The sequence below is a fragment of the Metabacillus sp. KJ11-3 genome (assembly GCF_055808295.1).
In genome coordinates this window covers 4,527,501-4,553,273 of record NZ_CM147865.1, presented here as the reverse complement: position 1 = coordinate 4,553,273, position 25,773 = coordinate 4,527,501, and the positions used below count along the sequence as shown (strand labels likewise).

The window sequence follows — 25,773 nt, the reverse complement described above, 5'->3', positions numbered from 1 at the left end:
CACGTACTTTGTTCTTTTCAATGCAGTTAGAGGTTAAGAATTAGTCTGTTCCATTGCGCTGCAGTCACTCCATGCGAGGGGAGGAAGCTGAGCCTCCTCGGCTTCGCCTGCGGGGTCTCAGCCTTTCCTCATTTCCCGCAGGAGTCGATTGTCTTCCGCTCCATCCCACTATAGAGTTAAAATAGTGTTTTAACCTCTGCGAAAACATACTGGAAAAAACATGTTTTTGTAATTAGTACCTTCAAAATAGTTTGATTAAAAGCTCCATTTATACTCGCTTTCCGTAGGGCAGTCAGTGAGCTGTTTGAAAATTATACTTTTAAAAAAGATATTAAAAAAGAGCCATTGCAGCTCTTTATAAAAAAATCAATCTACTTTTTCCAACCCTACTAAACAGTCATATAAAGTACTTCCTTGTCCATTATCTGATACACGGTCAGGTGTGAGAAGGTTAACTGAACCACCGAACTTATGCCATAATCCTTCATCAACATTTATTGTTTTAGGATGTGCTTTTTTCATAATTTTGACTGTACCGTTTAATTCTCCACGGCTATTATGAATTCTCACCTTGTCTCCTTCAGCTAATTGCTTTTCAATTGCAATATCCTCTGATACTTCAATTTTCACTGATTGCATAGCTTCAATTAACACATAATGCTGCGAATGATTTGAGCGTAATGGATGAATCGATAGTAACTGATAAGGATATTTCTCTGCTAGTGCAGGGTTTGTATGTCCTGATTCAACAGGGAATAGATATTGGGGTTTACCTACAAATCCTTTTATAGATCCTAACTCTGACGTAAACTCAAATTTCCCGCTTGGCGTCAAAAATTCCATATTATCCCATGGTGTATGGTTAACAGGTAATGGAAGTCTTTTTTCCTCTTTAAGCTTATTAAGTGTAATACCTTCTGACTCAAGCCCCATCATTCCCATTTTCAGAAACTCGTCTCTTGTATAGGAAAATTCCTTACCAAACCCTAATCGTTCTGCCAGCTGTGTCCATATCCATAAATCTGACTTTGCCTGACCTGGAGGTTCTACCAGTTTTTCTCCATAATTTACATAATGATGATACATAGATGCATAATAGATATCTTCTTCTTCAAAAACAGTTGTAGCAGGTAATACATAATCAGCCATCTCAGCTGTATCTGTTAAAAAATGATCAATCACTACAACAGTTTCAACTGACTGAAATGCTTTAATGATTTTTGTTGAGTCAGGAACCTGAGCAATCGGATTTCCACATGTCACAATAATCATTTTGATCATTGGATCAATTGATTTCAATATTCCATCAGCTTGTTCCATCATTGTAAAAGTTCTGGATTCCGTTTTTTTATCATTTAAAGCAAGAGCATTCATATTAAAGCTCTTCCCAACCTGAATATTGCCGAAGTTGGCTCCACCACCTCGAACTCCAACGTTTCCGCTCATGGCAACTAATGCATCAATTAAACGGATTGTATTTCCACCGTTCGCATAACGCTGCATCCCAAGTCCCAGGAATGTTGAGGTTGGCCCATTTGCAAAAATGGAAGCTAAATATTCAATTTCTGATAAAGTAATCTCTGCCTTTGAACAAATTTCATCAATCGTGAATTGATTTAACAACTCAAGTAAGTCGTTGTATCCTACAGTATAGTTTTCAATAAAATTTGTATCTTCATTATTTTCCTGAATAAGTACTTTCATAATACCTATAGCTACTAGACCGTCCATACCTGGTCTAATTGAAATATAATGATCAGAAATTTTTGCTGTTGCATTATAAATGGGATCTATAACAGTAATTGTTGCTCCTTGTCTTTTTGCTTCTTGGAGCTTTTGAAACAAATGCATATTCGTTCTTGCTACATTTCTTCCCCAAATAACAATATGTTGGCTATGGAGAATATCATCCGGAGCATGACTATCCGAGCTACCGAAGTCCCAAGTTTGAGCTTCAATACCAGATCCCCAGCAAATACTACCAACTAAATGAGTTGCTCCTCCAAAGCAATTAAAGAATCTTTTATCTAGATTTTTTAATAGGCCATTATTTGCATAATCATGACTATGCAAAACTGCAGTAGGTCCATATAATTCCTTAATATCGCTCATTTTTTCAGCAATCTCATCAAGAGCCTGCTTCCAGGAGATTTCTTTAAAATGGCCATCAACCTTTTTTAAAGGAACAGTTAATCTCTTTTTTGAATTTGTCTTCGTTTCTAGCATCCGTCCTCTTCCACAAATCTTACCTTGAGTAATTGGATGATCTTTATCTCCTTCAACCTTCACTACTTTTCCGTTCTCAACTGTTACTTCAAAACCACAGCTATCCCAGCAATTTAAGGGACATGATGACTTAAATACTTGTTTCATATTTGCTCATCCCCACTTACAATTCGTTTGTTTCCTCATTTCGAACCAATACTTTTTTTAATTTTCTAGAAAACTCCCTGCGAGGAATGAGTACACTATGATCACAGCCTTGGCATTTAATCCGTACATCCATTCCCATTCTAATAATTTTCCACTCATTTGTTCCACATGGATGCTGTTTTTTCATTTCAACAATATCATTTAAACCAAATTCTTTATCCAATTTAATGCCTCCTCCTTAACTGACTTCTTCTTTTCTGTTATACATAACGATACGAGGATAAGGAATCTCAATACCTCTTTCATCTAATCTTGTCTTAATATCTTTTCTAAGCATTCTTGAAATATGAAAATGTTTCATAGGTTCAACTTCACATGTTACGCGAAGGATCACTTCAGAAGCACCTAGGTTTTGAACACCTAATAATTCAGGGGGACTAACAATATCTTCATACTTATCTTGTATTTCCAATAATAATTCCTGAATCACACGTTCCGCTTCGGAAATATCACTTTCATAGGCAATACTAATATCAACAAAAGCAACGCTGTTATGAATAGAGAAATTTGTTACTTCAGTTATGTTACCATTAGGCAAGATATGCACTTCACCTGTCCAACTCTTTACTTTTGTTGTACGTAACCCTATTTCTTCAACCGTTCCCTCAAAGGAAGATACACGAATGAAATCTCCTACTGAAAATTGATCTTCAAAAATGATAAAAAATCCAGTTATAATATCTCGGACTAAATTTTGTGCACCAAATCCTACTGCTAAACCTAAAATTCCTGCACCGGCTAGTAGAGGTCCTATTTTAATACCTACTGTTTCTAAAATCATGATAATGGCAATAAAGTACACAACATAAGTGAGAATATTTTCAAGTAGCTTTGCTAGTGTATTTTCTCTTCTTTCTGATATTCGAAGTGGTGATTTTCCGCGAAATAAAAAGATCTTACTTATCGCAATTTTTCCAATTCGAATAAAAACAGAAGCAATAATGAATATCAAACAAATTTTCAAAAAACTTTGTCCTAGTGTTATCCATAACTCTATATTTGTTATATAATCTACCATTTGATTCCACAAATTTTCTAGTAACTTCAATAAAATCACCCTTTTTATTTTTAAACTTAAATAGCCATTTTCATAGCCAATTATACTCCATATCCTACGTGAATTTGCACGAAAAATTGCTAAATTTCGTAATTATATATATTCGTATGTATAGAAGGGAATTATGTCGTAATCTCTTGACTTCATTTAATAAAAAGGGGGATTTCTGAAAGTAATTTCAGACATAGTCTATCATGAAAAACCTATTTTACCTATTCACGTGTTCGATATCGACTTAAAATCGGATAAAGCAAAATCGTTACAAGCAAATATAGATTGATTAAACCATATAAAGGATATAAAATAGCCACCAAATTTGCAAAACCAAACCGAGTAAATGGAAGCATAATGATAACTAAAATGGCCGCCATAATCCAAAAGGGCATTTTCATTAGATCCTTAAGTCGTGAAGCAAGTCCAAATATACCTGAAACAGCAGTTGTATAGATGGCAAGCCATAGCATAATGGACATAAACAGGAAGAATGCAAAAGGAGATCCTTTTAAGATAGCAAAAAGAGGTATTTCATATTCTGCCAGATAGTCAGACATTTGCACTAATGTTTCATTATAAACAAAGGAAATAGCTCCTAATACAACCCCGCTTCCTATGCTCGCAATCTTCGCTTCCTTCAACCCCTTCATTTCTTTCCCAACTGCAGATAATACAGCAATAAGTGGTAAAATATTCAAGGCTGTAAAGGTAAATGCTGCAGGCCAATTGTATTGTTTATTTAAATCAAGAACCCATGAATGATGATGGGAAATATTAAAGGATAATAATGAATAAAAGAGCCCAAATACAAGCAATGGAATCACAATAGCATTCAGCTTAATAATTCCATTTGTGCTTCCAACAAACAGAAGAATGAGTAACATGGCGAAAACAGCAATTCCAATCCAGTAAGGAATTGAAAAGGCTTCAAGTGTGGCCCCTCCTCCTGCAATCATAACAATCGTTGTTGTAAACAAATACAATACGATGAGTACATCGTACACATAAGAAAGCTTTTTACCTATTAACCTTTCTAAAATCGGAAAGAAATGGCTGGATTTTTCTTCATAACTAATTTTCATAATTACGTAGACAGCAATGATAAAAATAACAGTAAAAATGACAATTGCCAGTCCACTTTCAAAGCCGAAAAACTCCCATAATTCCCTCCCAGATGCATATCCTGCACCAATGATTGTTCCTAAGATTAGAAACATCCATTTAATACCTGACCTCATTTTCTCACCTCATATGGTTGTCCTAATTAAAACGAACATGTATAGAATCGAACATTTCTCCGTATACTGTTACTACTATGACATGGGAGTGAATTCTATGAATCTAAAATCAGGTCTTTTTCAATCAGGCAAGAACCAAGATCGCATCCATTATGAAGATGAAAGAGCTACATCTCTTTTAACAAATATGCTTATAGAGCATTTGCCAAAGCTATTCTATAAGCCTATCGTTATTATTTGTATTGGAACAGACCGCTCCACCGGAGATTGTTTAGGCCCTTTAATAGGCACTTCCATCAAAAAAGAATTAAGTCATTTCCATGTCTATGGGACCTTAAAAGATCCGGTTCATGCTGTGAATTTAGAGGAAACAATTCAATATATAAAAGAGAAACATCGCAATCCCTTCATTATTGCAATTGATGCTTGTTTAGGCAGATTTAAAAGTGTGGGATATATGGAAGTTGCAAAAGGCTCAATAAAGCCTGGTGCTGGTGTGAATAAAGAATTACCTGAGGTTGGCGATATGCATATTACCGGCATCGTGAACATTAGCGGATATATGGAATTCCTTGTTTTACAGAATACAAGGTTACATTTAGTTATGAGCATGGCCGATATTATTGCTATAGGCATTATAGAAGCTGAGAAAATCTATTTAGAGAAGCGTATTACAGTCAGAAGAAATTGGATGGCGAAACAAGATACTGCTATTAACTAAATTACTTTCTGATAAATGAAATCAATTTAATGTCTATATGAAAAAACACTGCAAAATGCAGTGTTTGGATTCCTACTTTATGAAAAGTTATATTGTATAAGAACGATGATAGTAATAATTACAATACTTGGTAACAAATTTGCTACTCTTATTTGCTTTATTCCTAATATGTTGATACCTATTGCTATAATAAGCACTCCACCTGTAGCTGTTAATTCTGCAATCAGGCGCTCTAATAGAGAGTCTGTTAAAAATTGATGAATCACATTTGCAAATAAGGCTATTCCCCCTTGATAAAGGAAGACTGGAATAGCCGAAAATATTACACCTATCCCAAGGGTACTTGCTAATACCATACTTGTAAAACCATCAATCATTGATTTTGTCAGGAGTACAGAATGATCCTGTCTTAATCCACTATCTAGTGCACCTATTATAGCCATAGCCCCTACAACAAAGATTAACGTGGCCGTTACAAACCCTTGGGCGATATTTCCGGTAGGGATTTCCCAATCTTCTTCTCCAGCATATTTCCCAAACCATGAAGATGATTTTCTAGTTTCAACCACTCTCCCAAAACTGCTCCTATAACTAAACTTACAATAATAAAGAAAAAGTCGTCACTCTTCAAAGCCATATCTATTCCTAAAACAACTACAGAGAGTCCAATAGCTGCCATGACTGTTTGCTTCATTTGTTCAGGTATTTTTCTAAGTAATAGACCTATTATTGTTCCAAGGATAATTCCTAAGGCGTTTATAACACTTCCAAATAAAACCAATCAGATTACCTTCCATTCTATATGTTTATTATAGTTTTCAGTAGTATGATAAATATAAATTTGCATCAAGATTCTTAAACATGAAAAAAAGACTGACTATTTTAGTCAGCACTTGTCAACAATTATATCAATATACTATTATTGCCGATCCAGCAACTCTAGAATACGATTTAAATCTTCCTGAGAAAAGAACTCTATTTCAATCTTTCCCTTTTTCTTTTGCTTACTTATTGTAACAGATGTCCCAAAATATTCCTGTAGAAATGTTTCTCTTTCTTTAATGAATACATCTTTTTCCGGCTTTTTCTTCTTTGTTTCACGTGGAACACTATTATTTAGCTGTTGGATGATCTGCTCTAATTGACGAACATTTAATTGCTCTTTCATTACCTTTTCCACAAGTGCATTCAATTTCTCTTTATTTTTCAATCCCAATAATGTACGGCCATGTCCCATAGAGAGTTTTCCTTCAGCAATTAATTGCTGAATCTTTTGTGGTAGTGTAAGAAGTCTAACATGGTTAGCAATATGTGGACGGCTTTTCCCTAATCTTTTTGCTAATGCCTCTTGCGTTACATTTAATTGTTCCATTAGCTTTTGATATGCTTGAGCCTCTTCAATCGGTGAGAGATCTTCACGTTGTAGATTTTCTAATAAAGCTAACTCCATCATTTGTTGTTCTGTAAGATTACGGACAACAGCTGGAATAACCGTTAATTCCGCTTCTTTCGCAGCACGATATCTACGTTCTCCAACAACTATTTCAAATCCCTTTATACTTTTGCGAACAATAATAGGTTGTAGAACACCATGCTGCAGGATAGATTCCTTGAGTTCATTAATGGCATCCTGTTCAAAAACTTTACGTGGTTGATATGGGTTTGGACGTATCTCTTTGATTTTTATTTCTTGAACAGATTCTTCCTGCCCCACTTCAACATTTGTAAATAAAGCATTAATTCCTTTACCTAAGCCTCTAGCCATTCACAACCACTTCCTTTGCCAAATCTAAATAAACTTCTGCTCCTCTAGATCTTGGATCATATATGATAATAGGTTGACCATGACTTGGTGCTTCACTTAAGCGAATGTTTCTTGGAATTATCGTTTTATAAACCTTATCTTGAAAATACTTTTTCACTTCATCAATAACTTGAATACCTAAATTTGTTCGGGCATCAAGCATTGTTAATAAAACTCCTTCAATTGTTAAGTCTGTATTCAGATGCTTCTGAACAAGACGAACTGTATTTAACAGCTGACTCAAACCTTCTAATGCATAATATTCACATTGAACAGGTATTAAGACTGCATCAGAAGCGGTTAGTGCATTTATTGTTAACAGTCCCAATGAAGGTGGACAGTCTATAACCATATAATCATAGTTATCTTTTACAGCTTCAAGTGCCCGTTTAAGTCTAACTTCTCTTGAGATTGTTGGAACTAATTCGATTTCTGCTCCTGCTAATTGAATTGTTGCCGGAATAATATCAAGATTTTCGACAGCCGTTGGCTTAATGACGTCCTTTGCTCCTACGTCGTCTACTAAAATATCATAAATGCAATGTTCGACATCGGCTTTTTCAATACCAATTCCACTTGTTGCATTTCCTTGTGGGTCAACATCGACAAGAAGTACTCTTTTCCCAATGTATGCTAAGCAAGCTCCCAAATTAACAGATGTTGTTGTTTTCCCAACTCCACCTTTTTGGTTTGCAACCGCAATGATTTTTCCCACGATGTCACCTACTTTCATAAACATAAGATCTGTTGTCTTTTAACAAACACCTAATACATTGAGTAGGAAATTAGAAAAGTGAAAGGCGCCTTGATAAGCTCCGACGGAGCTAGACATCAAAACTAGGTCATCATTTTATACTTTTAATTGTACAAAAAGAACCTTTTCACCATTTTTTATTTTATCATGAAAAATGAAGGAAAGGTTTTAAATTTTACTTATTTATTTAAATTAGTATTTCCCCTGAGAGAAAATCCCTTTTTCAACTAGATCAAAAATCTCTTAAAGACAGCCAAAGAAAAAAGGCCTGACAGCAGCCAGTACCTAACAAAATGCATGCTAAATAAATGGTTTATTTAACATAAAATTGCAAGTGCTTTAAGAAGTGATGAGATTATTTTGGAATTTTAATAGTAAATTGGATATACTCATCAAATTCTTCTTCTTCAGTGTTTAGTTTTACACCACTATCTGCTACCATCGTTAGGGATTGACGAATTGTATTCATAGCAATTCTTGTGTCTCTGCTAAAAGCCTTACGTCTTGGTTTAGGCTTAACATCATTTTTTTCAAGCAGCTTTACTACTCTATCTTCAGTTTGTTTTACATTAAGCTGTTTTTGAATAATTTCCTCTAACAATGTATTTTGTAATTCAGGATTTTTCAAGGGAATAAGTGCACGGGCATGACGCTCTGTAATTAATTTCTTAAGTAAAGCATCTTGCACTTCTTCCGGCAGTTTTAATAATCGTAGCTTATTCGCTATTGTTGACTGTCCTTTACCAAGTCTTTGAGCCAAGGCTTCTTGAGTAAGGTTATGTAATTCCAGTAACTTCGCGTAAGCTACAGCCTCTTCGATGGAAGATAATTCTTCTCTTTGTAAATTCTCTATTAAAGCAACACTTGCTGTTTCTGTATCATTGAAATCCTTTACAATTGCAGGAATAACATCCCAACCTAATGTTTGTACAGCACGCCAACGTCTCTCTCCTGCTATTAATTCAAACTTACCGTCAACTTCACGTACGACGATAGGTTGAATGATTCCATGTGTACGAATTGTTAAAGCTAACTCTTCAATTTTTTCATCTGAAAAAACGGTACGTGGCTGGAAGCGGTTAGGTACAATATCTTTAATTTGAATCTTTTTAACCTCTTCCTTTATTTCTTCCGCTGTATCTTCCTGTTCAACTTCCTCAACAACGATTTGTTCTATTTCTTCTATGTCTTCTTTTTCTCCCAAACCGAAAAAACGAGAAAATGGATGCTTCATGACCTACACCACCTTTAAAAACTACCATTTTTAATATTCTATCTTTCTATTACTATTTCCTTCAAAATACTCAAAAGATTGAGTAAATGTTTCATGTGAAACATCTACTCAATTGGAAGCTTGTTAGGCGTTCCAGGCTTTCTGGGATATTTTTTTGGAGTTGTTTTTTCTTTTTGAATAATAATAATGGTTCTTTCACTTTCTTCCATTGGTAACTCAAATGAATGAATCTGTTTTACGTTACCACCTAAAACTCCAACCGCTTTTTTTCCTGCTTCTAGTTCCTCTTGAGCAGCTGCACCTTTCATTGCAATAAAATACCCTTCTTTTTTAACTAAAGGTATACATAGTTCGCTTAATACAGATAATCTAGCTACGGCTCGTGCTGTTACGATATCATACGATTCCCTATATTGCTTATTTTGACCAAATGTTTCAGCTCGATCATGGAACAACTGAATGTTTTGTAAACCTAACTCATTTGCCAAATGTGATAAAAACGTAATTCTTTTTGTAACGAATCTACAATTGATATGTTCAAGTGCGGAAAGCAAATATTAATTGGAATACTTGGGAATCCTGCACCGGCACCTACATCACAAATAGAAAGAGGATTTGAGAAATCAAAATAAAATGCAGCTGAAATTGAGTCATAAAAATGCTTTAAGTAGACGTCCTTTTCTTCCGTGATGGACGTCAAATTCATTTTTTCATTCCATTCTACTAAAAGTTTAAAATATATATCAAATTGATCCATCTGATGCTGAGAAAGATGAATTCCTTTCTCAGCTAAACTTGATTGAAATAGTGCCCTATCCATGCTCAAAACCTTTCTATTATTGATTAGAGACTCTGGCTATTCTCCCTTGCTCGAGATAAACCAATAAAATGGAAATATCAGCAGGGTTTACACCGGCTATACGTGATGCCTGAGCAACTGATAGAGGTCTAACTTCTTTAAGCTTTTGGCGTGCTTCAGATGCTAGTCCATTAATATCGTCATAATCGATATCTTCCGGAACCTTTTTATTTTCCATTTTCTTTAATTTTTCCACTTGTTGTAATGATTTTTCAATATAACCTTCATATTTAACCTGAATTTCAACTTGTTCTGATACATCTGAATCCACTTCTTGTTCTGCTGGCACAAGTTGTGCGATATGCTTGTAGGTCATTTCAGGACGTTTAAGTAAATCCGCTGCTTTAATACCATCCTTTAGTTCACTTCCGCCAACAGAAAGGATGAGGTTTTGCGTTTCTTGATTCGGCTTAATAATAGTTGAAGATAAGCGTTCTTTTTCTTCCTCTATTGCCTGCTTTTTCAGATTAAACTTTTCGTAACGTTCATCTGATATAAGCCCAATTTTATGGCCAATATCTGTTAAACGTAGATCTGCATTATCATGACGCAGCAATAATCGATATTCTGCTCTTGATGTAAGCAAACGATATGGCTCATTTGTACCTTTTGTCACTAAGTCATCAATTAGCACACCAATATAAGCATCCGAACGACTTAAAATAACTTCATCTTTTCCAAGAGCTTTCTGTGCAGCATTAATCCCTGCCATTAATCCTTGACCTGCCGCTTCTTCATATCCTGATGTTCCATTTATTTGACCTGCCGTATATAAAGAAGAAATTGCTTTGGTTTCAAGTGTAGGCCATAACTGTGTCGGCACAATGGCATCATATTCAATGGCATACCCTGCTCTCATCATTTGAACTTTTTCTAGTCCCGGAATGGTTTTGAGGATTTGTTGCTGCACATCTTCCGGTAAGCTTGTTGAAAGTCCCTGCACATAGACCTCTTGAGTATTTCTGCCTTCAGGTTCTAAAAAGATTTGGTGTCGAGGTTTATCATTAAATCGCACAACTTTATCTTCAATTGATGGGCAGTATCTCGGACCAGTTCCTTTAATCATTCCAGAATACATTGGAGATCGGTGAAGATTATCATCAATTATTTTATGAGTTTCCCCACTAGTATACGTTAACCAGCATGGAAGCTGATCTGTAATATATTTTGTTGTTTCATATGAGAAAGCCCGCGGTACTTCATCTCCCGGTTGTATTTCTGTTTTGCTGTAATCAATTGAATGACTATTGACACGCGGAGGTGTACCGGTTTTAAAGCGGACTAAATCAAAACCTAATTCTTGTAGGTGCTCTGATAACTTTATAGAAGGTTGTTGATTATTTGGACCACTTGAATACTTTAATTCACCAAGTATAATTTCTCCTCTTAAAAATGTCCCTGTCGTTAAAACCACAGCTTTCGCAAAGTATTCCGCACCTGTTTGGGTAACGATACCTTTACAAACACCATCTTCTACGATAAGTCGATCAACCATTCCTTGAAGCAATGTTAGATTTGGTTCATTTTCCATCGTTTTTTTCATTTCATGTTGATAAGCAAATTTATCAGCTTGGGCACGCAGTGCTCTTACAGCTGGTCCTTTTCCTGTATTTAACATTCTCATTTGAATGTGAGTTTTATCAATATTTTTACCCATTTCTCCGCCTAAAGCATCTATTTCGCGGACAACAATTCCTTTTGCAGGTCCACCAACAGATGGATTACAAGGCATAAATGCGACCATATCTAAGTTAATGGTAATAACGAGCGTTTTAGCACCCATTCGTGCTGAGGCAAGTGCTGATTCACAACCGGCATGTCCGGCCCCAACTACGATAACATCATAATCTCCTGCATGATAGGTCATTTTGTAACCTCCTTTTTAGAACATTTCTTATTTTCCTAAACAAAATTGAGAGAATAACTGATCAATTAAGCTCTCATGAACAGCGTCACCAATGATCTCTCCAAGTTGTTCCCAACATCTGGTCAAATCAATTTGTACAATATCAATCGGTACCCCTGCGTCTATTCCAACTAAAGCATCCTCAATTGATGTTTTTGCAGCAGTTAATAATGCAATATGTCTGGAGTTTGATACATATGTTAAATCACCGCTTTGAACATTTCCTTTGAAAAACAATGCACTTATTGCTTCCTCAAGCTCGTCAATTCCTTGCTCTTCAAGTAACGATGTTGTTACAACCGGTCTTCCATTAGCTAATTCTTTTACTTTTTCAAGATCAATTCGTTTTTCTAAATCAGTTTTATTGACAATGACAATAACGTCCATACCTTTAACTGCTTCAAATAGCTGAATATCTTCTTCAGAAAGCTTTTCATGAAAGTTTAATACTAAAAGAATCAAATCTGCTTCTTTTAATACTTTCCTTGATCGCTCTACACCAATTCTTTCTACAATATCTTCCGTCTCACGGATACCCGCTGTATCAACCAGACGGAGTGGGACACCTCTGACATTTACATACTCTTCTATAACATCCCTTGTTGTACCGGGAATATCTGTTACAATCGCTTTGTTTTCCTGAACAAGACTATTTAATAAAGATGATTTCCCTACATTCGGTCTACCAATTATAACGGTTGAAAGACCTTCTCTTAAAATTTTCCCCTGCTGGGATGTCTTTAAAAGCTTACTTATTTCATCTTTTACGAATGATGCCTTTTCTATGAGCATTTGATGTGTCATTTCTTCTACATCGTCGTACTCAGGATAGTCTATATTAACTTCAACATGGGCTAATGTTTCTAGTATTTCCTGTCTTAATCTTTGAACGAGCTTAGACAACTTTCCTTCCATTTGTCCTAATGCCACATTCATTGCCCTGTCTGTTTTTGCTCGAATTAAATCCATTACAGCTTCGGCTTGGGATAAATCAATCCTGCCGTTTAGAAAAGCTCTTTTTGTAAATTCTCCGGGTTCTGCAAGTCTCGCCCCGTTTTGTATGATTAATTGCAGCACACGATTAACTGTCACAATACCACCATGGCAGTTTATCTCGACTACATCTTCCCTTGTAAATGTTTTAGGCCCTCTCATTAAAGAAACCATTACTTCCTCAACAACAGCATGTGTTGCTGGATCAATTATATGTCCGTAATGGATCGTATGGGAGTCAACCATTGTTAACCTTTTATTTGAAGGAGCTTTAAAAAGCTTATCTGCAATTTGAATGGCATCATCACCACTTAATCTGACAATTGCAATGGCTCCCTCTCCTAAAGGTGTTGATATCGCTGCGATTGTATCTAACTCCATCGCTACGATCACCTCTCTCTTTTATTTATCTATACAAATTCCTATTATCAACTCGATCAAATTTTAAAGATAGCATATTTCGTTTTCATAAGAAAGAAAAATCACTTTGTTTTATCCACATCATTTTATCCACTATCTTATATACCTTTACTTATTTTAACTTATCCACATGTTAATAACAATATTTGCTGCACATAGTAAATTGATCCTAAGTAAAAAAACCGATTAAAAAAGCAGAAATGAACACTTTTAATTTAATTGAGCAAAAATTATAGGTGTTTTAAATGAGGAATGTTTAACGATTAATTACTTTCTTAATATAGTGATAATTAGACGCAAAAAAGAGGATGACTTTGTCATCCTCTTTTTTTAGGTGATATAACTAAATGTCTGTTAGGCTCTTCGCCAACTGAGTATGTTTTAATTTCTTTAAATTCAGCAAGTGCAGCATGGATTACTTTTCTTTCATATGAAGGCATTGGCTCTAAAGAAACATTTTTTGAAGTACGAATTACCTGCTTAGCAAGCCTTCCCGCAAGCTGTTTTAATGTTTCTTTTCTTTTTTCTCGATAATTTTCAGCATCCAATATAATCTGCAGATAATGATTGGAGTTGCGGTTAGCAACTAATTGGGTAAGATATTGCAAAGAATTTAATGTCTGCCCTCTTTTTCCAATTAACACTGACATTTTATCTCCAGACAGTTGAATTTTTATCACTTTTCCGGATTGTTTTACCTGAACATCTGCATTAATCCCCATTTTTTGTATAACACCACCTAAAAACTCTTGTACAGCTTTAGTTGGGTTATGAATGAGTGTTACTTTGACACTAGCAGGTTTCTTACCAAAAACTCCGAAAAGACCCTTTTTTCCTTCATCAAGAATTGTGATTTCAACTTCGTCTCGTTTTGCTTGCAATTGCTTTAATGCTTCCTCTACTGCTTCATTGACAGTTTGTCCATTAGCAGTTACTTCCATCACTTTTTATTTCCTCCATCTTTTGCGGCCTTTAATTCAGGACCTTTTACAAAATATGTTTGAACAATCATGAAGAGATTTCCGACTACCCAATATAAAGATAGAGCAGCAGGGAAACTTATTGCGAAAACAACGATCATAATCGGCATAAGCCATAACATCATAGCCATTTGTGGGTTTTGATTAGCATTTCCGGCCATCATCATTTTTTGTTGGATAAATGTTGTGACACCTGCAACTAACGGTAGAATGAAGTAAGGATCTCTTTCACCTAAGTCAAACCATAGGAAATTGTGCTGGGCGATTTCCTCAGTTCTCATAATTGCATGATAGAACCCGATTAAAATCGGCATTTGAATAATTAAAGGAAAACAACCTGCAAGTGGATTAACACCATGCTGTTGGAATAACGCCATTGTTTCCTGTTGAAGTTTTTGTTGAGTTTGTTGATCTTTCGAGCTATATTTTTCTCTTAATTTTTGCATTTCCGGTTGAATAGCTTGCATTGCTTTAGAACTTTTCATTTGTTTGATCATCAACGGCAATATAGCCAATCGGATTATGAGTGTTACAATAACGATTGAAATACCATAATTATCACCAGTTATCTCTGCAAAATATGTAATAAGTTGTGATAAAGGATAAACAATGTAAGAATTCCAGAACCCTTCACTTTCAGATGTAATCGGAACATTTACTTCCGTACAACCAGTTAATAGAGCCAGGATCCCTACTAATCCTGCAATTAAAAATATGCGCCTCTTCAAACCTTTTTCCTCCTAATCAATAATTGATACCCTTTTTGTACGTTAAAAGATAGAAAAAGTTCCACATAGGTATTATCTTAACACTTTTATTCATGGAATTGTTTTGTCTGATGAAGTTTTCATTGATATAATTTCTACAATTTTCATCATCTATTTATTTTGATATATTTTGGCTTTTCTAAACAAGTGGTTCAAGCTGCCTTTTACCTCATGATAATTCATGTCTGCAGCTGGTTTCCTTGCAATAATAATAAATTCTTTTCCACTGGCAATTCGATGTTTTTCTTCTGAAAAAACCTGTCGAATTAAACGCTTAACTTTATTGCGTGTGACAGCATTACCTATCTTCTTACTTACTGATAGTCCGATCCTAAATTCCTTTTCTTCCGGTTTTTGCATTATATAAAGAACAAATTGTCTATTGGCAACTGACTTACCTTTTTTAAAGACAACTTGAAAATCTTTATTTTTCTTAATTCTGTACTTCCTTTTCATTTTCCTTCACTCCGGTTTGTTCTGCTATTATGTCAACAACAGAATGATCACCATCATTATATCTGAAATACTCTTGATTTAAACTTACTTATATTGTGTCTTCTACCTCTTTTAAACCAGATCACCATACTTAAATCAAATCTAATATGTAAAACACTCTGTTAACTTGTCCGCAAATTACGCTCCAATTAACATAGTGCCTTTAATAACCATTACTTTATCTTAAAAAAAGAGACCACTGACTTTTCAGTGGCCTATGCTGATAATACTTTTCTTCCTCTGCGACGACGGCGAGCAAGAACTTTACGTCCATTAGCTGTGCTCATACGGCTACGGAAACCATGAACTTTACTACGTTTACGTTTATTTGGTTGATAAGTACGTTTCATATATTGACACCTCCCTGAGGAATAACAGTTAAAGACAGTCTTACTAATTATAGTTACCTACCACATAAATTGTCAACCACCAACTGCTAATTTCATTTTAGATAAACATTTTAAACGTATTTAATACTACGCTAAAAAAATAATTTGTTATATGTATGAAATCCTCTTATCCTTCTACAACATAGCCTGTGGATACTTTTTCGACATGATTCATCACTATCCACATCTGTTATCGACAAGTTTTTCACATATTTTATCATTGTGGACAATTTATTTTAACAAATGATTAATTATGTGGATAAGTTTGTAAAAACCGTTGCATATCTAGTTTTATTCTGATATTATATTTGTGTTTTCACTCTTAATAAACTATTGGCATTTTCAACATATCCACAGACTGTGGATAACATGTGGAAAGTTTATAAACAGGTTGTGTAAATTGTTGTCCACAAGTCGTGGGTTTTGTCGAAAAGACGTTTTTTTACTATATTATATATTTATTCACATACGTCAACTTTTGCATGTTTATACACGTATATTCGCAGCTTGTACAATTGTTATACAAAAGAGCGTTTTGGCAAAGGAGGGACACTACGTAAATGGAGAATATTTCTGAGCTATGGGATAAGGCTTTGGCAGAGATCGAAAAAAAATAAGTAAGCCCAGCTTTGAAACATGGCTAAAATCAACAAAAGCTCATGGAATTCAGGGGGACACTTTAACAATTACTGCTCCAAATGAATTTGCCAGAGACTGGTTGGAATCCAGGTACTTGCATTTAATTGCGGATTCAATCTATCAATTAACTGGTGAAGAATTTGCAATAAAATTTATTATTCCCCAAAATCAAACAGATGATGACTTTGTTCCTAATTCACCTATCAAACAAATAAATAAACAGGATGAGGAACATACTGAATTACCGCAAAACATGTTAAACCCTAAATATACATTTGATACGTTTGTAATAGGATCCGGTAACCGCTTTGCTCATGCAGCATCTTTGGCAGTAGCCGAGGCGCCTGCTAAAGCATATAATCCTTTGTTTATCTACGGAGGAGTTGGACTTGGGAAAACTCACTTAATGCACGCTATCGGCCATTATGTAATCGATCATAAACCATCTGCGAAGGTTGTTTATTTATCCTCCGAGAAGTTTACAAATGAATTTATTAATTCTATTAGAGATAATAAGACTGTGGAATTTAGAAATAAATATAGAAGTGTTGATGTTTTACTAATTGATGATATTCAATTTTTAGCAGGAAAAGAACAAACTCAAGAGGAATTTTTCCATACTTTTAATACACTTCATGAAGAAAGCAAACAAATTGTTATTTCAAGTGATCGTCCACCAAAGGAAATCCCGACTTTAGAGGATCGCCTTCGCTCCCGCTTTGAGTGGGGGCTAATTACAGATATTACTCCGCCGGATTTAGAAACGAGAATTGCTATCCTTAGGAAAAAGGCCAAAGCAGAGGGGCTTGATATACCTAATGAAGTGATGCTTTATATTGCAAATCAAATCGACTCAAATATTCGGGAATTAGAGGGTGCACTAATTCGTGTTGTTGCCTATTCCTCCCTTATAAATAAAGATATAAATGCAGATTTAGCTGCTGAAGCATTAAAAGACATCATTCCCAACTCCAAACCTAGAATGATTTCAATTAGTGATATTCAACGGATAGTTGGACAGGAGTTTCAAGTTAAATTAGAAGATTTTAAAGCGAAGAAGAGAACGAAATCAGTCGCCTTTCCTAGACAAATTGCTATGTATTTATCTAGAGAATTAACTGATTCTTCACTCCCGAAAATTGGAGAGGAATTTGGAGGACGTGACCATACAACTGTTATTCATGCTCATGAAAAAATTTCTAAGATGCTTCAATCTGATGAATTACTGCAACAACAGTTAAAAGAAATCACAGGTTTATTAAAAGGCTCTTAATTTTAATAGATGAATAATGTGAATAACTAGTACAGATATATACACAGTCTGTCCACATGTGGATAGGCTGTGTTTCTCTTCTTTTGAGATAGTTATCCACATTTCCACAGCACCTACTAGTACTTCTATTATATTTTTAATAAAAAATAATATAACTAGACATAAAAAAATTTCACAAATCCTATTTGCATTGCTAGAATTTAAATTGGCTTAGGAACAGGAGGAATTAAATCATGAAATTTATAATTCAACGAGATAAATTAGTTCAAGGTGTACAAGATGTAATGAAAGCTGTGTCATCCAGAACAACAATTCCTATTTTGACAGGAATTAAGATTGTTGCTCATACTGAGGGTGTTACCTTAACTGGTAGTGATTCTGATATCTCTATTGAATCTTTTATACCAGCTGAAGAAGATGGTAAAGAATTTGTAGAAATTGTCCAAGCCGGTAGTGTCGTGTTAACAGCAAAGTTTTTTAGTGAAATCGTAAAGAAACTTCCAATGGAAATCGTTGAAATTGAAGTAGGTAATCACCATTCCACGATCATTCGATCCGGTAAAGCGGAGTTTAGTCTTAATGGTTTAGATGCTGAAGAATATCCACTTCTTCCACAAATTGAGGAAGATAATATCTTTAAAATTCCAACGGACTTATTAAAAGCAATGATTCGTCAAACAGTATTTGCTGTTTCAACTTCTGAAACAAGACCTATTTTAACAGGTGTTAATTGGAAACTTGAAAATGGTGAACTGATTTGTATAGCTACAGATAGCCACCGTTTAGCATTAAGAAAAGCCATGATTAATTCGGAAAATCAAAGTTATTATAATGCTGTTATTCCTGGGAAAAGTCTTAGTGAATTAAGTAAAATCCTTGATGATACTAGTGAGCCGATTGAAATTGTTATTACTGAAAATCAAGTCTTATTTAAAGCCAAAAACTTATTGTTTTTCTCAAGATTGTTAGACGGTAATTATCCAGATACATCCCGTTTGATACCCTCAGATAGCAAAACAAATCTAACATTGAATTCAAAGGAATTCTTACAAGCGATTGATCGTGCCTCTCTACTTGCTAAGGAAGCACGAAATAATGTTGTTAAACTGTCAACTTTAACAGATGGAATGATTGAAGTATCATCTAACTCCCCTGAAATTGGGAAAGTAAGTGAGGAAATTCAAGCAGAAGAAGTTGTTGGGGAAGAACTGAAAATTTCTTTCAGTGCAAAATATGTAATGGATGCTTTAAAGGCACTTGAAGGAACAGAGATAAATGTTAATTTTACTGGAGCGATGAGACCGTTTGTGATTCGGACAAAAGATGATGATTCTATGCTCCAGCTCATTCTACCAGTAAGAACATATTGATTCTTTTTGAAGGACGGACTGATTTTTATATCAGTCCTTTTCTTTTATCTGTAAAAATTTTGATGTATGGTCAAAATTACCTATACACTGTGGAAACTAGGATTCAGTGTCTTTCTGGAGTGGACACCAAAAAGAGATACTGAGAGTAGTTGTACTTATGGTCAAATTTTTAGTAAAATAAAAAGGTTAGAGACTACTGATGAGAAAGGTGGTTACTATGGCTAAACCTGTTAAAATTGATTCAGAGTTTATTACACTAGGTCAGTTTCTGAAATTGGCAGATGTCATTCAGTCTGGGGGAATGGCAAAATGGTTTTTATCAGAATATGAGATCTTTGTAAATAATGAGCCTGAAAATCGTCGTGGAAAGAAATTAAGAGATGGCGATGTTCTTTATATACCTGATTTCGGCACGTATATTGTGAAAAATTAAAGTTGGTGTACAAAATTTGTTTATAAAAGAGCTGAAATTAAAAAATTATCGTAATTATGACGACTTGACTGTACAATTCGAAAACAAAGTGAATGTGATTCTTGGAGAAAACGCCCAAGGAAAAACAAATGTTATGGAATCAATTTATGTTCTGGCCATGGCTAAATCACACCGAACTTCGAATGATAAGGAATTAATAGGTTGGGATAAAGAGTATGCTAAAATAGAGGGTAGCATTGAAAAATATAATCGCTCAACAGCTCTTCAGTTGGTTATTTCCAAAAAGGGAAAAAAGGCAAAATTAAATCATATAGAACAAGAAAAATTAAGTCAGTATGTCGGGGGCATGAATGTTATCATGTTTGCTCCTGAGGATTTAAATTTGGTAAAAGGAAGTCCTCAAGTTAGACGGCGATTTATTGATATGGAAATTGGCCAGGTTTCTGCTGTTTATCTTCATGACTTAAGTCGCTATCAGAAAATTATGCAGCAGCGAAATCATTACTTGAAATTGTTACAGCTAAGAAAGCAAAAGATCAAACAATGCTTGATGTTTTAACAGAGCAACTATGTGAAGCGGCTGCCAAAATTCTTAATAAACGTCTACAGTTTGTATCTGAGCTCCAAAAATGGGCTGAGCCAGTTCATTCTGGCATTAGTAGAGGGTTGGAAACACTTAAAATTAAATATAAGCCTTCTGTAGATGTATCAGAAGATTATGATTTGACAAAAATGATAGAAGCATATGAACAAAAATTTGCTAAAATAAGAGAGAAAGAAATAGAACGTGGGGCTACTCTTGCGGGACCTCATCGTGATGATATGCTCTTTTACGTGAATGATCATGATGTGCAAACATATGGGTCGCAAGGTCAGCAGAGAACAACTGCTCTATCCTTGAAATTGGCTGAGATTGATTTGATTCATAACGAAATAGGAGAATATCCGATTCTTTTGCTGGATGATGTTTTATCTGAATTGGATGATTTTAGACAATCACATTTGTTAAATACCATTCAGGGTAAAGTGCAAACATTTGTTACAACAACAAGTGTAGAAGGAATCGACCATCAAACATTAAGAGAAGCTGCTACTTTCCATGTGAAAGCAGGAGAGCTTTCTGACAAAAAATGAGGTGATTCAAATGTATATTCATCTGGGAGACAACCATGTTGTTCCTTCAAAAGAAGTCGTTATGATTCTGGATAGACAATCTTCACAAGATTCATCAATTGTGGATGAGTTTTTTAAAAAACAAAGAGAGAAGATCGTCCAACTGGCAAGTAATGATGCAAAATCTATTATTATAACGCTTGATAAAATTTATTTTTCACCTTTATCATCAAGCACATTAAAAAAACGAGCACAAGTTGCTTTTGATATAGATTAATTAAGGCTTTTATAGACTTAAATATAAAGCTACCTGTCATCAATTTTCTTTTATTGGTAACAGAATACTCTTTTTAAGAGGCTATTAATTATCGAGCTTCAAAATCAGTTATGTAAGCTTTAGGAAAAGTGTAGGTGATCAGTGTGACGACAGATAACAATCAAGTCCAACAACAATCATATGATGAAAATCAGATTCAAGTATTAGAAGGTCTGGAAGCTGTTCGAAAACGCCCTGGGATGTATATTGGATCTACCAGTGGTAAGGGTCTGCATCATTTAGTTTGGGAAATTGTTGATAATAGTATAGATGAGGCATTGGCGGGTTTCTGTACTGAAATCAATGTGCTCATAGAAGAAGATAACAGTATTACTGTTAAAGATAATGGTCGAGGAATTCCGGTAGGGATCCATGAAAAAATGGGACGTCCAGCTGTTGAAGTTATTATGACAGTTCTTCATGCTGGTGGTAAGTTTGGTGGCGGAGGATATAAAGTTTCCGGTGGTCTTCACGGTGTTGGTGCCTCTGTAGTAAATGCCCTTTCAACAGTGCTTGATGTAACAGTGCATCGCGAAGGGAAAATTCACTTTCAAGAGTTTCATAAAGGAGTACCTGCAGCTGATTTAGAGGTTATTGGTGAAACTGAGGCAACCGGGACTATTACTCACTTTAAGCCGGATCCGGAAATATTTAAAGAAACGACAGAATATGATTATGAAATTTTAGCCAATCGTATTCGAGAGCTTGCATTTCTTAACCGCGGCTTAAAAATTACAATTGAGGATAAACGTGAGAATAAGCGTTCAAATGAATACTACTATGAAGGTGGTATTAAATCATATGTTGAACATTTAAACCGTACTCGTGAGGTTATTCATGATGAACCTGTTTACATTGAAGGGGAAAAGGACGGTATCACAACAGAAGTCGCTATTCAGTACAATGATAGCTACACTAGTAATATTTATTCTTTCGCAAATAATATTCATACCTATGAGGGCGGAACACATGAAGCGGGATTTAAATCAGCATTAACTCGTGTCATTAATGATTATGCTAGAAAGAATAAAATCTTCAAAGAAAATGATGATAATTTATCAGGAGAAGATGTTCGGGAAGGGATTACAGCTATTATCTCGATTAAACATCCTGATCCTCAGTTTGAGGGACAAACGAAAACGAAATTGGGAAATTCTGAGGTTCGTACTGTAACAGATTCTGTTTTCTCTGAAGCATTTGATAAATTCATGTTAGAAAATCCATCAGTAGCGAGAAAGATTGTTGAAAAAGGTCTCATGGCAGCCAGAGCACGTTTGGCAGCTAAAAAAGCCCGTGAATTAACCAGACGTAAAAGTGCTCTGGAAATTTCAAATCTACCAGGTAAACTAGCCGATTGTTCTTCAAAAGATCCATCAATCAGTGAATTATATATCGTTGAGGGTGATTCTGCAGGAGGCTCAGCTAAACAGGGACGTGACCGACACTTCCAAGCAATCCTGCCATTAAGAGGGAAAATTATTAATGTTGAGAAGGCTAGATTAGATAAAATTTTGTCCAATAATGAAATAAGAGCGATTATTACAGCGTTAGGTACAGGTATTGGTGAAGACTTTGAAATCACGAAAGCCCGTTATCATAAAGTTGTCATTATGACAGATGCAGATGTTGATGGAGCCCATATTCGTACTTTACTATTAACGTTCTTCTATCGATACATGCGTCCAATTATTGAACAAGGATATATCTATATTGCTCAACCACCACTATATAAGATTCAGCAAGGTAAAAGAATTGAATATGCTTATAATGATAAACAACTTGATACTTACTTAGCAGAAATGCCTGAACTTCCTAAACCCGGCATTCAGCGCTATAAAGGTCTTGGAGAGATGAATCCAGATCAATTATGGGAAACAACCATGAATCCGGAGACACGTACTTTACTTCAAGTAACTCTAGAGGATGCAATTGATGCAGATGAAACCTTCGATACGCTTATGGGAGATAAAGTCGAGCCTCGTCGAAACTTTATCGAAGAAAATGCACAATATGTCAAAAATCTAGATATTTGATAAAGTGAATGAAACACCTCATGCCGATGAGGTGTTTTTTAAAAGGTTAGAATTTTTATAAGAGTGACGTTTAGTCAAAGACTTTTAAATTATAGTTTAACTGTGAATTATCTAGTAAATTCATGTGTATTCTCTCGGTAATATTGCTATAATGAAGAGTAGACTATTCATTAAATTATCCAATTGGGCAGAATTTATAACAGACAACTACTATCAATAATTGTTTAAAATGATAGTATTTTGTCGTTTTCTGATGAGTTATTTGGCACTCCCAATTAAGATTGCAGAAAAGAAAGGGAGGTTATCTTAATATGGCGGAAAATCAAAACTCTCATGTTATAGAAAGAAATATTAGTAACGAAATGCGAGAATCCTTTTTAGGATATGCGATGAGTGTTATTGTCTCTCGTGCTTTACCAGATGTGCGTGATGGATTAAAACCTGTTCATCGTCGTATTTTGTACGCAATGAATGATTTAGGAATGACCTCGGAAAAACCATTTAAGAAATCAGCTCGTATCGTCGGTGAAGTAATTGGTAAATACCATCCACACGGTGATTCAGCTGTTTATGAAACAATGGTTCGTATGGCTCAGGATTTTAACTTTAGATATATGTTAGTTGATGGACACGGTAATTTTGGTTCTGTTGATGGAGATTCAGCAGCTGCAATGCGTTATACAGAAGCCCGTATGTCAAAAATCTCAATGGAATTAATCCGGGATATCAATAAAGACACAATTGATTACCAGGATAACTATGATGGTTCTGAAAGAGAACCAGTTGTTCTTCCAGCCAGGTTCCCGAACTTACTGGTAAATGGTGCAACGGGAATCGCTGTAGGAATGGCAACAAATATCCCTCCACATCAATTAGGAGAGGTTATCGATGGAGTCCTTGCATTAAGTAAGGATCCTGACTTGACGATTCCTGAAATAATGGAAATTATACCTGGACCGGACTTCCCTACTGCAGGTCAAATTATTGGTCGCAGTGGAATTCGTAAAGCATATGAAACAGGTCGCGGTTCCATTACACTTCGAGCAAAGGTTGAAATTGAAGAAAAACCTTCAGGAAAACAAGTAATTATCGTCAAGGAAATACCTTATCAAGTTAATAAAGCAAAACTTGTTGAAAAGATAGCTGAATTAGTTCGTGATAAGAAAATTGACGGAATTACAGATTTGCGTGATGAATCTGACCGTACTGGTATGCGTGTGGTTATCGAAGTACGTAAAGATGCAAATGCCAATGTATTACTTAATAATCTTTATAAACAAACAGCCCTTCAAACAAGCTTTGGAATTAATATGCTTTCTCTAGTGGATGGCCATCCAAAGGTTCTTAATATTAAGCAAATGCTCTTCTATTATCTTGAGCATCAAAAAGTAGTTATTAAACGACGAACTGCTTTTGAATTAAGAAAGGCAGAAGCAAGGGCTCATATACTTGAAGGTCTGCGGATTGCACTTGACCATTTAGATGCAGTTATTACGTTAATCCGTAATTCACAAACAACTGAAATTGCACGAAACGGATTAATGGAGCAATTTTCATTAAGTGAAAAGCAGGCTCAAGCAATTCTAGATATGAGACTTCAAAGATTAACAGGCTTAGAACGTGAAAAGATTGAGGAAGAATACCAATCACTGATCAAGTTAATTGCGGAACTAAAAGCAATCCTGGCAGATGAAGAAAAAGTACTTGCTATTATCCGCGAAGAACTTACAGAGATTAAAGACCGCTTTAATGATGTTCGTCGTACAGAAATTGTATCGGGCGGTCTTGAATCAATTGAAGATGAAGATCTTATTCCGGTTGAGAACATCGTTATCACGTTAACTCATAATGGATACATTAAACGTCTTCCGGTTTCCACTTACAGAAGCCAAAAACGTGGCGGAAGAGGCATCCAGGGAATGGGAACAAACGATGATGATTTTGTCGAACATCTATTAACAACATCAACTCACGACACAATCCTATTCTTCACGAATAAAGGGAAGGTTTATAGAGCAAAAGGATATGAAATTCCTGAATATAGCAGAACAGCCAAAGGTCTTCCAATTATTAATTTACTAAGTGTAGAAAAAGGTGAATGGGTAAATGCGATTATACCTGTCTCTGAATTTGTTGATGATTGGTTCTTGTTCTTTACAACCAAGGATGGCATCTCAAAGCGTTCTCCATTATCTCAGTTCGCGAATATCCGTAATAATGGTTTAATCGCTGTAGGTCTCCGTGAACAAGATGAACTTATTTCCGTTAAATTAACGGATGGCTCAAAAGACATCATTATCGGAACCAAAAATGGTATGTTGATTCGATTCCCTGAATCAGATGTACGTTCAATGGGCCGAACTGCATCAGGAGTTAAAGGAATCACCCTTGATGAGGATGACGAAGTTGTAAGTATGGAGATCCTTGAAGAAAGTGTGGATGTTCTTATTGTGACAAGCAATGGTTACGGAAAAAGAACTCCATCTGAGGAATATCGTACTCAAAGCCGTGGTGGTAAGGGATTAAAAACATGTAATATCACTGATAAAAAT

General features: G+C 35.3%; 19 protein-coding genes and 4 pseudogenes (1 of these 23 cut by a window edge). 8 read left to right on the top strand and 15 right to left on the bottom strand.

All coding sequences use genetic code 11. The annotated features are described in order from the left end of the window. Positions 1–366 precede the first annotated feature (366 nt). From AC0L8O_RS22745 to AC0L8O_RS22730, 4 genes are all read right to left on the bottom strand, one after another. Complete coding sequence (locus AC0L8O_RS22745; protein WP_473445462.1) at positions 367–2,373, bottom strand: molybdopterin-dependent oxidoreductase; 2,007 nt, start codon at positions 2,371–2,373, stop codon at positions 367–369. A 16-nt stretch (positions 2,374–2,389) separates the two neighbouring features. Continuing rightward, positions 2,390–2,560 carry a DUF951 domain-containing protein gene (locus AC0L8O_RS22740; protein ID WP_253958031.1) on the bottom strand — a complete coding sequence of 57 codons (171 nt, stop codon included), beginning with the start codon at positions 2,558–2,560 and terminating at the stop codon, positions 2,390–2,392. 51 nt (positions 2,561–2,611) lie between these two features. Then, a complete protein-coding gene (locus AC0L8O_RS22735; RefSeq protein ID WP_473445460.1) occupies positions 2,612–3,481 on the bottom strand; it encodes a mechanosensitive ion channel family protein in 870 nt (289 codons plus the stop codon). A 221-nt stretch (positions 3,482–3,702) separates the two neighbouring features. Then, the gene (locus AC0L8O_RS22730) at positions 3,703–4,722 is read right to left on the bottom strand and encodes a YkvI family membrane protein (protein ID WP_473445458.1); all 1,020 of its coding nucleotides are present in this window, start codon (positions 4,720–4,722) and stop codon (positions 3,703–3,705) included. A gap of 97 nt (positions 4,723–4,819) precedes the next feature. Here AC0L8O_RS22730 and yyaC point away from each other — a divergent pair, with 97 nt between their 5' ends. Next, positions 4,820–5,443, top strand: coding sequence for a spore protease YyaC (gene yyaC / locus AC0L8O_RS22725; RefSeq protein WP_473445456.1), 624 nt, complete (start codon positions 4,820–4,822; stop codon positions 5,441–5,443). Between the two features lie 77 nt (positions 5,444–5,520). Here yyaC and AC0L8O_RS22720 read toward each other — a convergent pair. From AC0L8O_RS22720 to rpmH, 11 genes and pseudogenes are all read right to left on the bottom strand, one after another. Next, positions 5,521–6,224 (bottom strand): annotated as a pseudogene (locus tag AC0L8O_RS22720) (DUF554 domain-containing protein). Positions 6,225–6,362: 138 nt separating this feature from the next. Continuing rightward, the gene (locus tag AC0L8O_RS22715; protein ID WP_473445454.1) at positions 6,363–7,208 is read right to left on the bottom strand and encodes a ParB/RepB/Spo0J family partition protein; all 846 of its coding nucleotides are present in this window, start codon (positions 7,206–7,208) and stop codon (positions 6,363–6,365) included. Then, positions 7,201–7,962: a ParA family protein gene (locus AC0L8O_RS22710; RefSeq protein ID WP_473445453.1), complete on the bottom strand. Its 762-nt coding sequence runs from the start codon at positions 7,960–7,962 to the stop codon at positions 7,201–7,203. Before AC0L8O_RS22710 ends, AC0L8O_RS22715 begins: the two co-directional genes overlap by 8 nt. A 394-nt stretch (positions 7,963–8,356) precedes the next feature. After that, positions 8,357–9,235: a nucleoid occlusion protein gene (noc, locus tag AC0L8O_RS22705; protein ID WP_473445451.1), complete on the bottom strand. Its 879-nt coding sequence runs from the start codon at positions 9,233–9,235 to the stop codon at positions 8,357–8,359. Between the two features lie 104 nt (positions 9,236–9,339). After that, a pseudogene (gene rsmG / locus AC0L8O_RS22700) lies at positions 9,340–10,055 on the bottom strand (16S rRNA (guanine(527)-N(7))-methyltransferase RsmG). A 16-nt stretch (positions 10,056–10,071) separates the two neighbouring features. Then, a complete protein-coding gene (gene mnmG, locus AC0L8O_RS22695; protein WP_026561630.1) occupies positions 10,072–11,961 on the bottom strand; it encodes a tRNA uridine-5-carboxymethylaminomethyl(34) synthesis enzyme MnmG in 1,890 nt (629 codons plus the stop codon). 27 nt (positions 11,962–11,988) lie between these two features. Next, on the bottom strand, positions 11,989–13,374 hold the full coding sequence (gene mnmE, locus AC0L8O_RS22690; RefSeq protein WP_473445449.1) for a tRNA uridine-5-carboxymethylaminomethyl(34) synthesis GTPase MnmE: 1,386 nt from the start codon (positions 13,372–13,374) through the stop codon (positions 11,989–11,991). A 356-nt stretch (positions 13,375–13,730) separates the two neighbouring features. Next, positions 13,731–14,354: an RNA-binding cell elongation regulator Jag/EloR gene (gene jag, locus AC0L8O_RS22685; RefSeq protein WP_473449100.1), complete on the bottom strand. Its 624-nt coding sequence runs from the start codon at positions 14,352–14,354 to the stop codon at positions 13,731–13,733. Continuing rightward, the gene (gene spoIIIJ / locus AC0L8O_RS22680; protein WP_026561633.1) at positions 14,354–15,121 is read right to left on the bottom strand and encodes a YidC family membrane integrase SpoIIIJ; all 768 of its coding nucleotides are present in this window, start codon (positions 15,119–15,121) and stop codon (positions 14,354–14,356) included. Before spoIIIJ ends, jag begins: the two co-directional genes overlap by 1 nt. A 150-nt stretch (positions 15,122–15,271) precedes the next feature. Then, a complete protein-coding gene (gene rnpA / locus AC0L8O_RS22675) occupies positions 15,272–15,616 on the bottom strand; it encodes a ribonuclease P protein component (protein WP_026561634.1) in 345 nt (114 codons plus the stop codon). A gap of 254 nt (positions 15,617–15,870) precedes the next feature. Then, the gene (gene rpmH, locus AC0L8O_RS22670) at positions 15,871–16,005 is read right to left on the bottom strand and encodes a 50S ribosomal protein L34 (protein ID WP_026561635.1); all 135 of its coding nucleotides are present in this window, start codon (positions 16,003–16,005) and stop codon (positions 15,871–15,873) included. A 599-nt stretch (positions 16,006–16,604) separates the two neighbouring features. On the opposite strand from rpmH, the pseudogene dnaA reads away from it, so the two are divergent. From dnaA to gyrA, 7 genes and pseudogenes are all read left to right on the top strand, one after another. Then, positions 16,605–17,956 (top strand): annotated as a pseudogene (gene dnaA, locus AC0L8O_RS22665) (chromosomal replication initiator protein DnaA). A gap of 233 nt (positions 17,957–18,189) precedes the next feature. Further along, the gene (gene dnaN / locus AC0L8O_RS22660) at positions 18,190–19,326 is read left to right on the top strand and encodes a DNA polymerase III subunit beta (RefSeq protein ID WP_251683679.1); all 1,137 of its coding nucleotides are present in this window, start codon (positions 18,190–18,192) and stop codon (positions 19,324–19,326) included. A gap of 217 nt (positions 19,327–19,543) precedes the next feature. After that, positions 19,544–19,759 carry a S4 domain-containing protein YaaA gene (gene yaaA, locus AC0L8O_RS22655; protein ID WP_026561638.1) on the top strand — a complete coding sequence of 72 codons (216 nt, stop codon included), beginning with the start codon at positions 19,544–19,546 and terminating at the stop codon, positions 19,757–19,759. A 16-nt stretch (positions 19,760–19,775) separates the two neighbouring features. After that, a pseudogene (gene recF / locus AC0L8O_RS22650) lies at positions 19,776–20,893 on the top strand (DNA replication/repair protein RecF). Between the two features lie 10 nt (positions 20,894–20,903). Beyond that, positions 20,904–21,149 (top strand): extracellular matrix regulator RemB, encoded by a 246-nt coding sequence (gene remB, locus AC0L8O_RS22645; RefSeq protein WP_473445445.1) that lies wholly within the window; start codon positions 20,904–20,906, stop codon positions 21,147–21,149. A gap of 143 nt (positions 21,150–21,292) precedes the next feature. Beyond that, positions 21,293–23,221 carry a DNA topoisomerase (ATP-hydrolyzing) subunit B gene (gene gyrB / locus AC0L8O_RS22640; RefSeq protein WP_473445443.1) on the top strand — a complete coding sequence of 643 codons (1,929 nt, stop codon included), beginning with the start codon at positions 21,293–21,295 and terminating at the stop codon, positions 23,219–23,221. Positions 23,222–23,532: 311 nt separating this feature from the next. Continuing rightward, positions 23,533–25,773 carry the 5' portion of a DNA gyrase subunit A gene (gyrA, locus tag AC0L8O_RS22635; RefSeq protein WP_473445441.1) on the top strand. Its footprint extends 240 nt past the window's final position, so only the first 2,241 of its 2,481 coding nucleotides appear in the window; its start codon is at positions 23,533–23,535; its stop codon lies off the right edge, out of view.

Bases quoted from the DNA above. Each gene is read 5' to 3' on its own strand.
- AC0L8O_RS22745 (WP_473445462.1), bottom strand. From the start codon at position 2,373: ATGAAACAAGTATTTAAGTCATCATGTCCCTTAAATTGCTGGGATAGC.
- AC0L8O_RS22740 (WP_253958031.1), bottom strand. From the start codon at position 2,560: ATGAAAAAACAGCATCCATGTGGAACAAATGAGTGGAAAATTATTAGA.
- AC0L8O_RS22730 (WP_473445458.1), bottom strand. From the start codon at position 4,722: ATGAGGTCAGGTATTAAATGGATGTTTCTAATCTTAGGAACAATCATT.
- yyaC (WP_473445456.1), top strand. From the start codon at position 4,820: ATGAATCTAAAATCAGGTCTTTTTCAATCAGGCAAGAACCAAGATCGC.
- AC0L8O_RS22715 (WP_473445454.1), bottom strand. From the start codon at position 7,208: ATGGCTAGAGGCTTAGGTAAAGGAATTAATGCTTTATTTACAAATGTT.
- noc (WP_473445451.1), bottom strand. From the start codon at position 9,235: ATGAAGCATCCATTTTCTCGTTTTTTCGGTTTGGGAGAAAAAGAAGAC.
- mnmG (WP_026561630.1), bottom strand. From the start codon at position 11,961: ATGACCTATCATGCAGGAGATTATGATGTTATCGTAGTTGGGGCCGGA.
- mnmE (WP_473445449.1), bottom strand. From the start codon at position 13,374: ATGGAGTTAGATACAATCGCAGCGATATCAACACCTTTAGGAGAGGGA.
- jag (WP_473449100.1), bottom strand. From the start codon at position 14,354: ATGGAAGTAACTGCTAATGGACAAACTGTCAATGAAGCAGTAGAGGAA.
- rnpA (WP_026561634.1), bottom strand. From the start codon at position 15,616: ATGAAAAGGAAGTACAGAATTAAGAAAAATAAAGATTTTCAAGTTGTC.
- rpmH (WP_026561635.1), bottom strand. From the start codon at position 16,005: ATGAAACGTACTTATCAACCAAATAAACGTAAACGTAGTAAAGTTCAT.
- dnaN (WP_251683679.1), top strand. From the start codon at position 18,190: ATGAAATTTATAATTCAACGAGATAAATTAGTTCAAGGTGTACAAGAT.
- yaaA (WP_026561638.1), top strand. From the start codon at position 19,544: ATGGCTAAACCTGTTAAAATTGATTCAGAGTTTATTACACTAGGTCAG.
- remB (WP_473445445.1), top strand. From the start codon at position 20,904: ATGTATATTCATCTGGGAGACAACCATGTTGTTCCTTCAAAAGAAGTC.